The 14,402-nt window shown below is 66.5% G+C and carries 11 protein-coding genes; 1 reads left to right on the forward strand and 10 read right to left on the reverse strand.

Features of this window, described 5'->3' with window-relative positions:
* Positions 1-55: 55 nt before the first annotated feature.
* The 8 genes from ACWIEX_RS05705 to xdhA all read right to left on the reverse strand — a co-directional run bounded on the left by ACWIEX_RS05705 (position 56) and on the right by xdhA (position 10,100).
* Entirely contained in the window at positions 56-328 is a 273-nt protein-coding gene (locus ACWIEX_RS05705; RefSeq protein ID WP_055730639.1) for an HU family DNA-binding protein, read from the reverse strand.
* A gap of 321 nt (positions 329-649) precedes the next feature.
* Positions 650-1,729: a BMP family ABC transporter substrate-binding protein gene (locus ACWIEX_RS05710; RefSeq protein WP_454032128.1), complete on the reverse strand. Its 1,080-nt coding sequence runs from the start codon at positions 1,727-1,729 to the stop codon at positions 650-652.
* A 31-nt stretch (positions 1,730-1,760) separates the two neighbouring features.
* Positions 1,761-2,684 (reverse strand): ABC transporter permease, encoded by a 924-nt coding sequence (locus tag ACWIEX_RS05715; protein ID WP_454032129.1) that lies wholly within the window; start codon positions 2,682-2,684, stop codon positions 1,761-1,763.
* Positions 2,685-2,850: 166 nt separating this feature from the next.
* Complete coding sequence (locus ACWIEX_RS05720; RefSeq protein ID WP_454032130.1) at positions 2,851-3,915, reverse strand: ABC transporter permease; 1,065 nt, start codon at positions 3,913-3,915, stop codon at positions 2,851-2,853.
* Positions 3,908-5,452 carry an ABC transporter ATP-binding protein gene (locus tag ACWIEX_RS05725; protein WP_454032131.1) on the reverse strand — a complete coding sequence of 515 codons (1,545 nt, stop codon included), beginning with the start codon at positions 5,450-5,452 and terminating at the stop codon, positions 3,908-3,910. Before ACWIEX_RS05725 ends, ACWIEX_RS05720 begins: the two co-directional genes overlap by 8 nt.
* Positions 5,436-6,278, reverse strand: coding sequence for a xanthine dehydrogenase accessory protein XdhC (xdhC, locus tag ACWIEX_RS05730; RefSeq protein WP_454032132.1), 843 nt, complete (start codon positions 6,276-6,278; stop codon positions 5,436-5,438). The genes ACWIEX_RS05725 and xdhC overlap by 17 nt, the downstream gene beginning before the upstream one ends.
* Positions 6,275-8,617, reverse strand: coding sequence for a xanthine dehydrogenase molybdopterin binding subunit (gene xdhB / locus ACWIEX_RS05735; protein ID WP_454032133.1), 2,343 nt, complete (start codon positions 8,615-8,617; stop codon positions 6,275-6,277). Before xdhB ends, xdhC begins: the two co-directional genes overlap by 4 nt.
* A complete protein-coding gene (gene xdhA / locus ACWIEX_RS05740) occupies positions 8,610-10,100 on the reverse strand; it encodes a xanthine dehydrogenase small subunit (RefSeq protein ID WP_454032134.1) in 1,491 nt (496 codons plus the stop codon). Before xdhA ends, xdhB begins: the two co-directional genes overlap by 8 nt.
* Before the next feature lie 117 nt (positions 10,101-10,217).
* Here xdhA and guaD point away from each other — a divergent pair, with 117 nt between their 5' ends.
* A complete protein-coding gene (gene guaD / locus ACWIEX_RS05745) occupies positions 10,218-11,537 on the forward strand; it encodes a guanine deaminase (protein ID WP_454032135.1) in 1,320 nt (439 codons plus the stop codon).
* 121 nt (positions 11,538-11,658) lie between these two features.
* Here the strand turns inward: guaD and ACWIEX_RS05750 are convergent, their stop codons facing one another.
* Together ACWIEX_RS05750 and ACWIEX_RS05755 are read right to left on the reverse strand one after the other, a co-directional pair.
* The gene (locus ACWIEX_RS05750; protein ID WP_454032136.1) at positions 11,659-12,516 is read right to left on the reverse strand and encodes a D-amino-acid transaminase; all 858 of its coding nucleotides are present in this window, start codon (positions 12,514-12,516) and stop codon (positions 11,659-11,661) included.
* Positions 12,517-12,795: 279 nt separating this feature from the next.
* Complete coding sequence (locus ACWIEX_RS05755; protein WP_454032137.1) at positions 12,796-14,391, reverse strand: peptide ABC transporter substrate-binding protein; 1,596 nt, start codon at positions 14,389-14,391, stop codon at positions 12,796-12,798.
* Between the last annotated feature and the right edge of the window lie 11 nt (positions 14,392-14,402).

Genomic DNA, 14,402 nt, shown 5'->3' on the forward strand with positions numbered 1-14,402 from the left:
GGTCAAGCAGCGTCCACGTTTCATGCGCGAACGCTGCCTGAACCCGATGATGGCCTTACGCCACCGCGTCGGCGAGGTCCTTGGTGACCTTGAACTTCACGACGGTCTTGGCAGGCACCTTGATGGTCGCGCCGGTCGAGGGGTTGCGGGCCTCGCGGGCCTCGCGCTTGGCGGCGGAGAGCTTGCCGATGCCGCCGAGCGTGACGTCGTCGCCCTTTTTGAGGGTCTTGGCGACGGTCGCGCCGAGAGAGGCCAGGATGGCCGAGACATCGGCCTTGGTCTTGCCGGTCTCGTCGGCAATGGCGGCGATCAGTTCGTTCTTGGTCATGAATTCCTCCTAGAGAAGGTGGTTCAGGCGTCGCGTGCTGGATGACGGCCGTTCATGCTCGTTTCCGACACGAGCGACCGCGACACATGGATGCCATTCGCGGCGCGCAACTCACGCAGTTGCCACGGTTACCGCGGAAAGACGATGGCCGCGGCGGTAGATACGCACAGGAAACGCCTTCGTTCCATCGGTTTCAGGCCGGTAACGGCCCAGTTGAGAACGAAAACAGATTGACGGTGCGGGTTAACCAAACGTCAGGCGGGTTGAGCCCAGCGAATCGCTGCGGCGGCGCGAGCAGCCCGCCGCAGCGAGAATTCATCGTCAGGCCTGGATGCCGTCGACGTACCAGTCCATCTTCGACAGCATCTCGTCGCTGGCCTTCTCGCCGGCCTTCAGGCGGACTTCGCCCTTCTGGTCCTTGAGCTCGCCGGTGAAGGGATGGAGCGTGCCGGCGACGATCGCCTTGGTGACCTCGTCGGCGGCGGCGCGGGCGGCCGGCGTGATCGCGTCGTTATACGGCGCGAGCTTGACGAAGCCGTCCTTGATGCCGCCCCAGACCGCGCCGCTCTTCCAGCTGCCGTCCATGACCTCCTTGACGCGCTTGATGTAGTAGCCCGACCAGTCGTCGACGATCGCCGAGAGATGGGCCTTGGGTGCGAAGGACTTCATGTCGGAGGCCTGGCCGAAGGCGAAGACGCCGCGCTGCTCGGCCGCCTGGAGCGGGGCGGCGGAATCGGTGTGCTGGGTGATCATGTCGGCGCCCTGGTCGATCAGCGCCTTGGCGGCATCGGCCTCCTTGGCGGGGTCGTACCAGGTCGAGCACCAGACGACCTTGGTCTTGAAGTTCGGGTTCACCTTCCGGGCGGCGAGGTGGAAGGCGTTGATGCCCATCACGACTTCCGGGATCGGGAAGGAGGCGACATAGCCGGCCTGTCCGGTCTTCGACATGTGTCCGGCGATGGTGCCGATCACGGCGCGGCCCTCGTAGAAGCGCGCGTCATAGGTCGCGACATTCTCGGCGCGCATATAGCCGGTGGCGTGCTCGAACTTGATCTTCGGGAACTGCTTGGCGACCTGGATCGTCGGGTTCATGAAGCCGAAGGAGGTCGCGAAGATCAGCTGGTTGCCAGCCTGGGCGAGCTGGCGCAGCGCGCGGGCGGCGTCCGGGCCCTCGGCGACGTTCTCGATAAAGCTGGTCTTGACCTTGGCGCCGTATTCCTTCTCCAGCGCCAGCCGGCCCTGGTCATGCGTCCAGCTATAGCCGTGGTCGCCGATCGGGCCGACATAGATGAAGCCGACGCCGAGCGGGGCCTGCGCCGAGGCGCCGCGCCCGAGGATCGGCAGGGTGGAGGCGGCCGCCGCGCCGAAGGTCAGCCTGCGGCGGGTGATGATGCTGGTCATGTCCTAAAACTCCCCGTTGTCAGTTGCGGCGTCAGGACGCCGAGAAGGGTTTGCCGAGGCAGGCGGGCGCGTCGAGCCGGCCGGTCTTCCGTCCTAGCGACATCATGGTCAGAACCGCAATCGTCGCAAGGTAGGGGGCCATCGCCAGCATCTCGGGCGCGATCCAGCTGATGCCGGCCGCCTTGGCCTGCAATTCGAGCGTCATCACCGCGCCGAAGAGATAGGCGCCGAGCAGGAGGCGCCCCGGTTTCCAGGCCGAGAACACGACGAGCGCGAGCGCGATCCAGCCGCGTCCCGCTGTCAGCCGATCCGCCCACATCGGCGTCAGCGCCAGCGAGAAATAGGCGCCGCCGAGCCCCGCCAGCGCCCCGCCAAAGGCGACGGCCGCATAGCGGATAGCGACCACCGGATACCCGATCGCATGGGCCGAGGCGTCGTTCTCGCCGACAGCACGCAGGATCAGGCCCGGACGCGTCCGGCGCAGGAACCAGCTCACGGCCGCGACGAGCGCAAGCGAGAGATAGACGAGGATGTCGTGCCCGAAGATCACGCGCAGGATCGGATGCTCTGACAGCGCCGCTGGAAAGACCGGCTGAAGCCGCGTCACGGTGCGCCCGACGAAACCCGCGCCGATCAGCGAGGAGGCGCCGATGCCGAAGATCGTCAGCGCGAGCCCTGTGGCGACCTGATTGGCCATCAGCGAGAGCGCGAGTACGGCAAAGACCATCGCGGCCGCGACGCCGGCGAAGGCTGCCGCAACGAGCCCGATGCCGGTGCTGCCGGTCGAGAAGGCGACGGCGAAGCCGGCGACCGCGCCGCACAGCATCATGCCCTCGACGCCGAGATTGAGCACGCCGGCCTTCTCGGCGACGAGCTCGCCGAGCGATGCGAGCAGCAGCGGCGTCGAAGCCGCGATCAGCGTCATCAGGATGGAGACGAGCATGGCGGAGGTCATGGCTCGCCCCTTGTCATTCCGGGGCGCGCCGCAGGCGCGAACCCGGAACCGACGGCTGGGTGAGCGTTCGCGATCATGCGGTTGGGAGGTTTCGCCCTGTCGTGGGTTCCGGGTTCTTCATTGTGCGAAGCCCCGGAATGACAGGGGGAGGTGCGTATGAAAATCTTCATGTCGCCCTCCGCTTGAAGGCGATCCGCCAGCGCACCAGCACGTCGGTTGCCAGCAGCATGAACAATAGCGTTGCCTGGAACAGGCCGGTCGCGGCCTGCGGCAGCCTCACCGTCGATTGCGCGATCTCGCCGCCGACATAGGTTCCCGCCAGCACGATGCCGCCGAAGACGATGCCCAGCGGGTTGAGCCGTCCGAGGAAGGCGACGATGATCGCGGTGAAGCCGTAGCCGACCGGGAATTGCGGGGTGAGCTGGCCGAACGGGCCGGCCGCCTCGAACAGCCCGGCAAGGCCGGCGAGCGCACCACTGATCAGCATGGTCGCCCAGGTCGTGCGCGCCGCGCTGAAGCCACCATGACGTGCGGCTGCGGGCGCAAGGCCGACGACCTTGATCGCGTAGCCTGCCGTGGTCTTCTCCATCAACAGCCAGGCGATGACCGCGAGCACGAGCGCGGCCGGAATGCCGAGATGGACCAGCGTCCCTTCCAGCACGGTCGGCAGCGTCTGGTCGGCGGTGAACATCCGCGTCTGCGGGAAATTGAAGCCGCCCGGGTCCTTCCACGGTCCGCGTACGAGGAAATACAGGAACTGCACCGCGACATAGGTCAGCATCAGGCTGGTCAGGATCTCGCTGACCTGCAGCTTGACCCGCAGGAAGGCCGGGATCGCGGCCCAGGCCATGCCGCCGAGAATGCCGGCCAGCGCCATTGCGGGCAGGATCCACCAGCCCGTCATGTCATAGGTCAGGAGGGCGACGCCGGTGCCGGCGATGGCGCCCATGACGTATTGCCCCTCGGCGCCGATATTCCAGACATTGGCGCGGAAACCGATCGCGAGCCCGAGCGCGATCATCACCAGTGGCGCGCCCTTGACCCCGATATCGCCCCAGCGCTGCGGCTCCAGGAACGGCGTCAGGAAGATGCTCTCGACCGCATGGAAGCCGTCATAGCCCATGGCGGTGAAGACGATCATGCCGATCAGCATGGTGAGCCCGATCGCGATCAGCGGACTCAGGGCCAGCATCAGCAGGCTCGGTTCGCGGCGGCGGCGCCATTCAAGCATGGGCCGCCTCCGCGCCATGAACGCCGCCCATCATCAGGCCGATCTCGTCGATGCCGAGGCTGGCGACCGGGCGTGGCGCCGAGAGCCGGCCCTCGTTGATGACGCAGAGCCGGTCGGCCAGTTCCAGCAATTCGTCAAGATCCTGCGAGATGACCACGACGGCCGAGCCCTTGTTGGCAAGGTCGACGAGTTCCTGTCGGATCGCAGCGGCAGCGCCGGCATCGACGCCCCAGGTCGGCTGCGAGACGACGAGAACTGCCGGCTGCTGGCCGATTTCGCGGCCCATGATGAATTTCTGCAGGTTGCCGCCCGAGAGCGAGCGGGCGAGCGCGGCGTTTCCGGTGGTCCGGACGTCGAAGAGCTTGATGACGCCATCCGCAAAGCGTTTCACGCTACTGCGGCTGATGAAGCCGTGCGGTGCTAAGGGCAGGCGATGGCGCGCCGTGAGGATCCCGTTATCGGCGAGCGAGAAATCCGGCACGGCAGCGTGGCCGTTGCGCTCCTCGGGCACGCAGGCGAGGCCGAGTGCCCGGCGGGCGCCTGCGCCTTCGAGCCCGACAGCCTTGCCGTCGAGTTTGATCGCCTCAGCTCCGGCCGCGAGCTGTTCGCCCGAGAGGGCGGTCAGCAACTCCGCCTGCCCGTTGCCGGCGACACCGGCGATGCCGAGGATTTCGCCGGCACGCGCCTCGAAGGAAACACTTTCCAGATCGGTGCCGAAGGGCGGCTCGCCGGGGAGGGAGAGGCCTTTGGCCTCCAACCGGACGGCGCCACCCCCCGTCGCCTTGCCATGCTCGATCTTGCGCAGTTCCGCGCCGATCATCAGCTCGGCCATGCGCTTGGTGGTCTCGACCTTGGGGTCGCAGGTCGCGACGACGCGCCCGCCGCGCAGGATGGTGGCGCTGTCGCACAGCGCTTTGATCTCGTGCAGCTTGTGCGAGATGTAGAGGATCGAGCAGCCCTCGGCCGCGATCTGGCGCAGCGTCGCGAACAGGCGCTCGACCTCCTGCGGCGTCAGCACCGAGGTCGGCTCGTCCATGATCAGCAGCTTCGGCTTCTGCAGCAGGCAGCGCACGATCTCGATGCGCTGGCGCTCGCCGACCGAGAGCGTATGCACCTCGCGCTCCGGATCGAGCGGCAGCGAATAGGATTGCAGGATCGCGGCGACGCGGCTCTTCAGCTCCTCGCGGTCGACGGCCTCGTCGAGCCCGAGCGCGATATTCTCGATCACCGTCATCGCGTCGAACAGCGAGAAATGCTGGAAGACCATGCCGATGCCGAGCTTGCGCGCGGCCTTGGGCGAGGGGATCGCGACCGGCGAGCCGTTCCAGGTGATGGTGCCTTCGTCGGCCTGCTGGACGCCGTAGATGATCTTGACCAGCGTCGACTTGCCGGCGCCGTTCTCGCCGAGCAGGGCGTGGATTTCGCCGGGAGCGACGCTCAGGCTGATGTCTTCATTGGCTTTGACGCCGGGAAAGCTCTTCGAAATATGGGCGAGCGCCAGCCGCGGCGGCACATCCTGCTCACGCGGCTGTTTCATGTCGCGACCGTCTCCCTTTCGCCGGTGCCCTTCGGCCAAGCAAGCAACGCACCAGCTCGGCCGCCGTCAAGGCCGCGATGACCTCCGGGCGCTTGTCGTCCACATCCGAACCGCCGATCGGGCAGGTCAGGCGCGCCAGCGCCTCGCGCCGCCCGCCGCTGCGCAGGAAACTCGCCTCGAAACGGGCGCGCTTGGTCGCCGAGCCGATCATGCCGACATAAGCCGCATCGCCGCGCGCCAGCGCCGCCTCAGCCAGCCGGTAGTCGAGCGCATGGCTATGCGAGAGCACGACGAAACCGGCCTTCGCGGGGGCGCTTGCGATTGCATCGACGGGATCGGCCATGCGGATGCAGGTGACGGCTGCCGGCAACCCGCTCATGACGTCGTCGCGATCGTCGATCAGCGAGACCGAGACGGGCAGGGGCGCCAGTGCCTGCGCTAGCGCGCGACCAGTATGACCGGCGCCGAAGATCAGGACGGGCGGCCGCGCTGCGGCTTCCGCCTTCTCGCAGGTGCCGAATAGGGCGATCTCGGCAGCTCCCGCATGGCGCAGCGACACGCGCACCCGCCCGCCGCAGCACTGCCCCATCTGTGGGCCGAGCGGGATGTCGAGCAACTGGTCCTCTGCGCCCTCGCTCAGCATGTGCCGGGCGATGTCGATGCAATGGAATTCGAGTTGCCCGCCGCCGATGGTTCCGGCGATCGCGCCGGGGCTGACCGCCATGCAGGCGCCGGCCTCGCGTGGGGTCGATCCCTCCGTGGTCTCGATCCGGACGAGGACAATGCCGCCGCGCTGATGGGCGGCGAGGAAGGTGGCGAGGGTCATCGCCCGGCCTCCGCCCTGACGCGCTCAACAGCATCCAGCACGCGCTCGGGCGTCGCGGGGGCGTCAAGGCGCGGGCAAACCCGGTAGTCGCCGACGCTCGCCACCGCATCCGACAGCGCATGCAGCACCGAAATCGCCAGCATCAAGGGCGGCTCGCCGACGGCCTTTGAGCGGTGGATCGTCGGTTCACGGTTCGGCGCGTTCTCGAGGAGATGCACGTTGAAGATGCGTGGCCGGTCGGAAGCTACGGGAATCTTGTAGGTCGAGGGGGCATGGGTCCAAAGCCGGCCCTTCCTGTCCCAGACCAGTTCCTCGGTGGTCAGCCAGCCCATACCCTGCACGAAGCCGCCCTCGATCTGGCCTTTGTCGATCGCCGGGTTCAGCGACTGCCCGCAATCATGCAGAATGTCGACGCGCTCGACCTTGTATTCGCCGGTCAGCGTATCGATCGCGACCTCGGCGGCCGCCGCGCCATAGGCGAAGTAGTAGAACGGGTGGCCGCGCCCTGCCTTGCGATCCCAATGAATCTTGGGCGTGGCATAGAAGCCCGTCGCCGAGAGCTGGATGCGGGCCATATAGGCGGCGGCGATCAGCTCCCTGAACGCGATCTCGCGAGCGCCGATCTTCACGCGTCCGGGCAGGAAGGCGATGTCCTCTGCCTCGACCTGCCAGTGCTTCGCGGCAAACTCCGTCAGCCGCCTCTTGATCGTCTCGCAGGCATCGAGCGCCGCCATGCCATTGAGATCGGAGCCTGAGGAGGCGGCGGTGGCGGAGGTGTTCGGCACCTTGCCGGTCGTCGTCGCGGTGATCTTGATCTGGTCGAGCCCGATGCCGAATGCATGGGCCACCACTTGCGCCACCTTGATATAGAGCCCTTGCCCCATCTCGGTGCCGCCATGGTTCAGCGCGACCGTGCCGTCGGTATAGACGTGCACCAGTGCCCCGGCCTGGTTGAACCAGGTCGCAGTGAAGGAGATGCCGAACTTCACCGGTGTCAGCGCGATGCCGCGCTTCACGATCGGGCTCGTCCTGTTGGCCTCGCGGATCGCGGCCTTGCGGGCCTGGTAGTCGCAGCGCCGCTCCAGTTCGGCGATGACCTCGGCCGCGATATTGTCCTCGACCGTCTGGTGGTAGGGCGTGACGTTGCGATCAGTCGCGCCATAGAGATTGCGCCGGCGCACCTCCAGCGGGTCGAGCCCCGTTGCGAAGGCGACCTCCTCGATGAAGCGCTCGGCCCCGACCATGCCTTGCGGCCCGCCGAAGCCGCGGAAGGCGGTGTTCGAGCAGGTGTTGGTGAAGAGAGGCTCGGAGCGGGCGCGCACCGCCGGGTAGAAATAGCAGTTGTCCATGTGGAAGAGGGCGCGGTCCGTCACCGGCCCGGATAGATCGGCATTCCAGCCACAGCGCGCTGCATAGACGGCATCGAGCGCATGGATGCGGCCCTCATCGTCGAAGCCGATCTCGTAGTCGCAGACGAAATCATGGCGCTTGCCGGTGATCGCCATGTCGTCGTCGCGGTCGGGCCGGAGCTTGATCGGCCGCTTCAGCTTGCGGGCTGCGATGGCGGCGACGCAAGCGAAGAGATTGGCCTGCGTCTCCTTGCCGCCGAAGCCACCGCCCATGCGTCGCACCTCGACTGTCACCGCATGCGAGCCGACTCCGAGTACGGCAGCGACCATGTGCTGGACCTCGCTCGGATGCTGGGTCGAGACGAGTACGGCCATGTCCTCGTCCTCGCCGGGGACGGCGAGCGCGATCTGGCTTTCGAGGTAGAAATGCTCCTGCCCGCCGATCGCCATCGCGCCTTTCAGCCGGCGCGGGCTGGCGGCGAGTGCCCTCGCGACATCGCCGCGTTCCAGCTTGAGCGGGGCGGTGACCAGCTTGCTGCCAGCCTCGCGGGCGGCAGCGATGTCGATCAGCGGTGTGTCTTCGGCGTATTCGGCCTTCGCCAGAATCGCGGCGTGGCGCGCCTGCTCGCGCGTTTCGGCCACCACCGCGAAAAGCGGCTGGCTGTGGAACAGGATGCGCTCGGTCGCGAAGACCGGTTCGTCATGAAGATGCGTCGACGAGATGTCGTTGGCGCCGGGGATATCCGCTGCCGTCAGTACGGCCACGACGCCAGGTGCCGCGCGGACCGCCTTCAGATCGAGCGAGAGCAGCCGGCCACGGGCGATCGTGCTCGTGCCGAGATAGGCGTGAAGCAGTCTCTCGGGGGCGGCGATATCGTCGATATAGAGCGCCTCGCCCGCGACATGCTTGGGCGCGGAATCATGGATACGGGAGCTGCCGACCGGCCCGCTCTCCAGTTCGATATCGAGCTTGCGGCGCGCGTCAGCCATGGGCTGCCTCCGCCATCAGGCCGGCGACCCGGGTTTGCGTCTGGGCTTGCGTCGTCTCGATCAGGAAGCGGCGCAACAGGTTGCCGGCGATCGTCGATCGATAATGCGCCGAGGCGCGCATGTCGTCGAGCGGTGTGAAATCTTGGGGCAGGGCGGCGATGGCGGCTGTGACGGCCGCTTCGTTCCAGCGCTGGCCGACGAGCGCTGCTTCGGCCGCGGCCGCGCGCTTCGGAATCCCGGCCATGCCGCCATAGGCGAGGCGGGCTTCGTTGACCCGCCCATCGCTGCCGAGCGTCAGCCGGAAGGCGCCGCAGACGGCCGAGATGTCTTCGTCGAAGCGCTTCGAGACCTTCGAGGCATGGAACAGCACGCCGTCCGCCAGCTTCGGCACGAGCACGGCTTCGACGAACTCGCCGGGGCGCCGGTCCTGTTTGCGATATTCGATGAAGAAGCTTTCGAGCGGGATGCTGCGGCGTTCGATACCGGCCTCGGAGCGTCGAGCCAGCACCAGCGTCGCATCGAGCGCGATCAGGGCAGGCGGCAGGTCGCCGATCGGCGAGCCATTGGCGATGTTGCCGCCGATCGTGCCGGCATTGCGCACCTGCTCGCCGCCGAAACGGCGCATCAGTTCGTCGAGCTGAGGGGAGAAGGCGGCGAGCGCCGTCCGGACATCGATATGACCAGCCATCGTACCGAGGCGCAGATGATCGCCCTCGTCGGTGATGGCCCGCAGCGCCTCGATCCGGCCGAGAGAAATCACAGGATCGAGGCGTTTCATCGCCTTGGTGACCCATAAGCCCACATCGGTCGCGCCGGCGACCAACGTCGCCTGCGGATGCGCGGCAAAGAGATCGGCCAGCGCGTCGACGGTCGCGGGTGCGTAGAAGCGACAGCCTTCGCCTTGCAGGGCGAGCGTCTCGGTATCGCTGAGCGCGGCGAGCTGGGCCGCCACGGCCTCCCGCTCTCGCAGAAAGCGATCCGCCTCGCGTGGCGCGATCTCGCCCATGCGGCGGCCGGCGGCGATGATCGGCTCGTAGCCGGTGCAGCGGCAGAGATTGCCGGCGAGCGCATCCTCGATGCGGCCGACGCCAAGTTCTGCCTCGTTCAGTCGGAGCGCCAAAAGCGACATGACGAAGCCCGGCGTGCAAAAGCCGCATTGCGAGCCGTGGCACTCCACCATCGCCTGCTGGACCGGATGTAAGGAGCCATCCGCTCCCTTCAGATGCTCAACGGTGAGAAGCTGGCAGCCGTCGAGCGTCGGCAGGAAGCGGATGCAGGCGTTGATCGCCTCGTAGCGCAACCGCCCGCGGTCCAGCCGACTGACGATCACGGTACAGGCGCCGCAATCGCCTTCGGCGCAGCCTTCCTTCGTACCGGTCATGCGCTGGTCGAGGCGCAGCCAGTCGAGCACGGTGAGCGTCGGATCGCAGCGGTCGAGCTCGACCAGCCTGTCGCCGAGCAGGAAGCGCAAGCTCTCACGCATCCCTCTCGCTCCACTCGCATCGCCATTTCATGCCCGTAGATTAGGCACGATCCGCGCTTGGCCGGAAGCTTCGATTTGGTGCAGATGTGATGTGGAATTGTGCCGGAGCTGCCCGACGTGACCACCTCCACCCGATTGCGCGCGCTGCGCGGCCGCCTGCTCTGGTTCGTCGACGATCCGCAGACTGTGGGGGAAGCTGCGCATCGCTATGTCGCGGACGGTTTGCTGATCATCGAGAACGGGCTGGTCAAGGCGGCGGGCGAGGCGCGGGACCTGCTGCGGATGCTCCCTGCCGATGCGGAGATCGTCGATCACCGGCCGCATCTGATCATGCCGGGCTTCATCGACGCCCATATCCACATGCCGCAGACGCAGGTCGTCGCCTCCTATGGCGCGCAACTCATGGAATGGCTGAACAAATACACCTTCGTCGAGGAGCAGAAGCTCGCTCAGCAGGGCCATGCCGAGAAGCTCTCGCGCTTCTTCCTGGACGAGTTGCTGGCCAACGGCACGACCACGGCGGCGGTCTATTGCTCGGTGCATCCGCAATCGGCCGAGGCCTTCTTCACGGAATCGCAGCGCCGCAACACCCGCATGATCGCCGGCAAGGTGATGATGGATCGCAACGCGCCGGAAGCGCTGACCGATACGGCTGAGAGCGGCTATCGCGATTCCAAGGCGCTGATCGCGCGCTGGCACGGCAAGGGCCGGCAACTCTATGCGATCACGCCGCGCTTCGCGATCACATCGACGCCGGAGCAACTGGCGGCGGCGGGAAGGCTGGCGGCCGAGCATCCCGACTGCCATGTCCAGACCCATATCGACGAGAACCGGGCCGAGATCGCCTTCGCTCGCGAGCTTTACCCGGAAGCTGCCGATTATGCGGATATCTACCGCGGCTACGGCCTGCTCGGTGCGAAAAGCCTGATGGGCCACTGCATCCACATGACCCACAACGAATGGCAGGCTTTCGCCGAGACGGGCGCGGTCGCGGTGTTCTGCCCGACCTCGAACCTGTTCCTCGGCTCAGGGCTGTTCGACTGGGCCCATGCCCGGCAGCGCGGCGTCAAGGTCGCGGTCGCCACCGATATCGGCGGCGGCACCTCCTATTCGATGCTCCGGACCATGGCAGAGGCCTACAAGGTACTGCAATTGCAAGGGCAGTCGCTCTCCGCCTTCGCGGCACTGCATGCGATCACGCGCGGCAATGCGATTGCGCTCGGACTCGATCATCTGATCGGGGGCTTCGAGCCCGGCTGCGAGGCGGATGTCGTCGTGCTCGATACGGGTGCGACGCGGGCGATGGCGCACCGCATGGAAACGGTGCGCGATCTCGCGGAGGAGCTGTTCGTGCTCGTCACGCTGGGCGACGAGCGCAATGTCGCCGCGACCTATGTGATGGGGGAGCGGGCTGGGCGTCCGGAAGGGGCCAGCTGACACCATCCGTCATGGTCGGGCTTGTCCCGACCATCCACGTCTTCCTTTGAGCAGCGTCGTGTTCAAAACGTGGATGCTCGCCACGAGGGCGAGCATGACGCGATTGAACGGGCCGATTGGATCAGCCCAAAACACCGCCCTTGCGGGCGTAATCGATATAGATTTCGCGCAGGCGCTGCGCGGTCGGGCCGGGCGCGCCGTTATGGATCGTGTGGCCGTCGATCGTGGTCACCGGCATGACGAGGCTGGTCGCGGAGGTGATGAAGGCCTCCTCGGCGTCGAGCGCTTCTTCCAGCGTGAACTCGCGTTCCTCGAAGGTGAAGCCGGATTCCGCGAGATAGGCCAGCACCGCCTTGCGCGTGATGCCCGGCAGCACCTTGTTGGAGAGCGGGCGCGAGATCAGCGTCTTGCCCTTGACGATCCAGGCGGTGGAGGAGGCGCCCTCGGTCACCACGCCGTCTTCGATGAGCCAGGCCTCCTGGGCGCCGCTTTCGAGCGCGAACTGCTTGGCGAGCACCGGAGCGAGCAGGTTGACGCTCTTGATGTCGCGGCGCGCCCAGCGCAGGTCCGGCGTCGAGACGACCTTGATGCCCGTCTTCGCCGTCGGTGCGTTCACGAAGTTGCGGGCCTGGGTGAACATTACCAGCGTGGGCGCGACATCCTTCGGGAAGGGGAAGTCGCGATCGGAGGCGCCGCGCGAGACCTGCAGGTAGATGCCGCCCTCGTCGAGATTGTTGCGCTTGATCAGCTCCTCGTGGATCGCGACGAGCTCGGCCTTCGACCAGGGCAGGCCGAGCCGGATCTCGCCGCAGGAGCGCTCGAGCCGGGCGAGATGCGCTTCGCAATCGACGAGCTTGCCGCCGATCACGGCCGAAACCTCGTAGATGCCGTCGCCGAAGATGAAGCCGCGGTCGAAAACGGAGATCTTGGCCTCTTCCTCGGGAAGATAGGCGCCATTGACGTAGACGATGCGGCTCATCGATGCGGACTCGCTGGATTGGAAGGGAACGCCCGCCCTTCCTAGCGAAGCTTGGCGCCGGTTGCGAGCCTCAAGGCGTGGAAACGGCCCGGCGTCTGATGCAGGGCCGGCTGTTCACCCGGCCCGATCGTTTTCAGTGAAAACACGCGGGTCATCCCGGGCGACCGGAGGGAGACCCGGGATCCATGCCGGAGGCTTTCCGATAAAGGTTCAGGCATGGATCCCGGATATTCGCTTCGCTCGGTCCGGGATGACTTCGGAGGAAGACCCAGCGAAAGCCTAAGCCTTCAAGCTCAGGAAGCGCGTCGGAATCGCGCCGCGCAGGTTCTGCTCGAAACCTGCGAGCTTTGGCGAGACCAGGTTCTTGGTCGAATAGTGCAGCACCGGAATCCACGGTTCGTCGCGGATGACGATGCTGTCGGCTTCGCGCAGGATCGCGGCGCGCCGGGCGATGTCGAGTTCCTCGGTCGCGAGCTTCATCAGCGCGTCGAATTGCGGATTGCTGTATTTGCCGATGTTGAAGCCGGCATTGTCGCTCTCGAACAGGAACAGGAAATTCTGCGGGTCGGAATAGTCGCCGATCCAGCCGTAGCGGGCGACGTCGAAATCGCCGCCATCGCGCAGATAGGCGAAATGCGTGCGGAAATCGGTCTGGACGAAGCGCGTCTCGACGCCGATCGCCCGCCATTGCTCCGCGATCGCCTCGGCCGTGTGGCGGTTGTTGTCGGTGGTGTTGAAGCGGAATTCGACCTGAAGCGGTATGCTGCCGAAGCCCGCCGAGGCGAGCAGGCGCTTGGCCTCGTCCTCGCGTTCGAGCCCAGAAGCGTAGCGGAAATCCAGCTCGGCCCGCTCGCCGTAATTGCCGATATGCGGGGGTATCACGCCATAGGCCGGCAGCATCGTGCCTCCCCAGATCCGGTCGGCGATGAATTCCCGGTCGATCTGCAGCGACAGTGCCCGCCTGACGCGCTCGTCGTCGAAGGGCGGCTTGGCGCTGTTGATGATCAGGAAGTAGGTCGCGAGATAGGGGCCGATCCGGACCTGATCGCCGAGCTTTTCCTTCAGGCTCTTGAACTGGTCGGCCGGGATGTCCGTGGTGAGATGCAGTTCGCCGGCCTGGAAGCGCCGCACCGCCGCTGCGAGGTCGGACGCCGGATAGAAGATCACCGTATCGATCTGCACATCGGCGGCAGCATGGAAATGCGGGTTGCGGTCGAGCCGGATATGCGAGTTCGGCGCCAGCTCCCTGAGCATATAGGGGCCGTTGGTGATCCAGTTCTCCGGTCGCCCGGGCTCCTGCGCCGCCCTGCCAACGCTGGGCGGGTGTACGGGCAGGGCGCTCTGATGGGTCAGGAGCTCGAGCAGGTAGGGCGTCGGCTGCTCCAGCGCGATCTCCAGCGTGCTCTCGTCGGGAGCGGTGACGCCGAGCGCTTCGAGCGAGGAGCCGGCGGCGGCCTTGTGGATCGCCTGGGCATTGCGGATCGGGAAGAGCAGGTTGGCGTATTTGGCGCCGGTTTCCGGATTGATGATGCGCCGGAAGGAATAGACGAAATCCGAGGCCTTGACCGGTTCGCCATTCGACCATTTCGCGTTGCCGCGCAGCTTGAAGCGCCAGCTCCTGCCGTCCCGACTGATCGTCCAGCTCTCGGCGACGCCGGGCACGACCTCGCCCATCATATTGTGGATGACGAGGCCTTCGCGCAGGTCCCGCAGCAGATGCGCTTCGGCGACGGTGGAGGTCTTGTGTGGATCGAGCGTTTCGGGATCGCCGTCATTGCCGCGGTGGAAGACAATCCGGCCCTGGGCGGCGGCGCGGGGCGCGGCCAGGATGGCGGCGAAGGCCAAAGGGGCATGGCGGCGCGTGACGTCGAGCATGGCAACCTCCC

The sequence above is a fragment of the Allobosea sp. NPDC055353 genome (assembly GCF_053644975.1).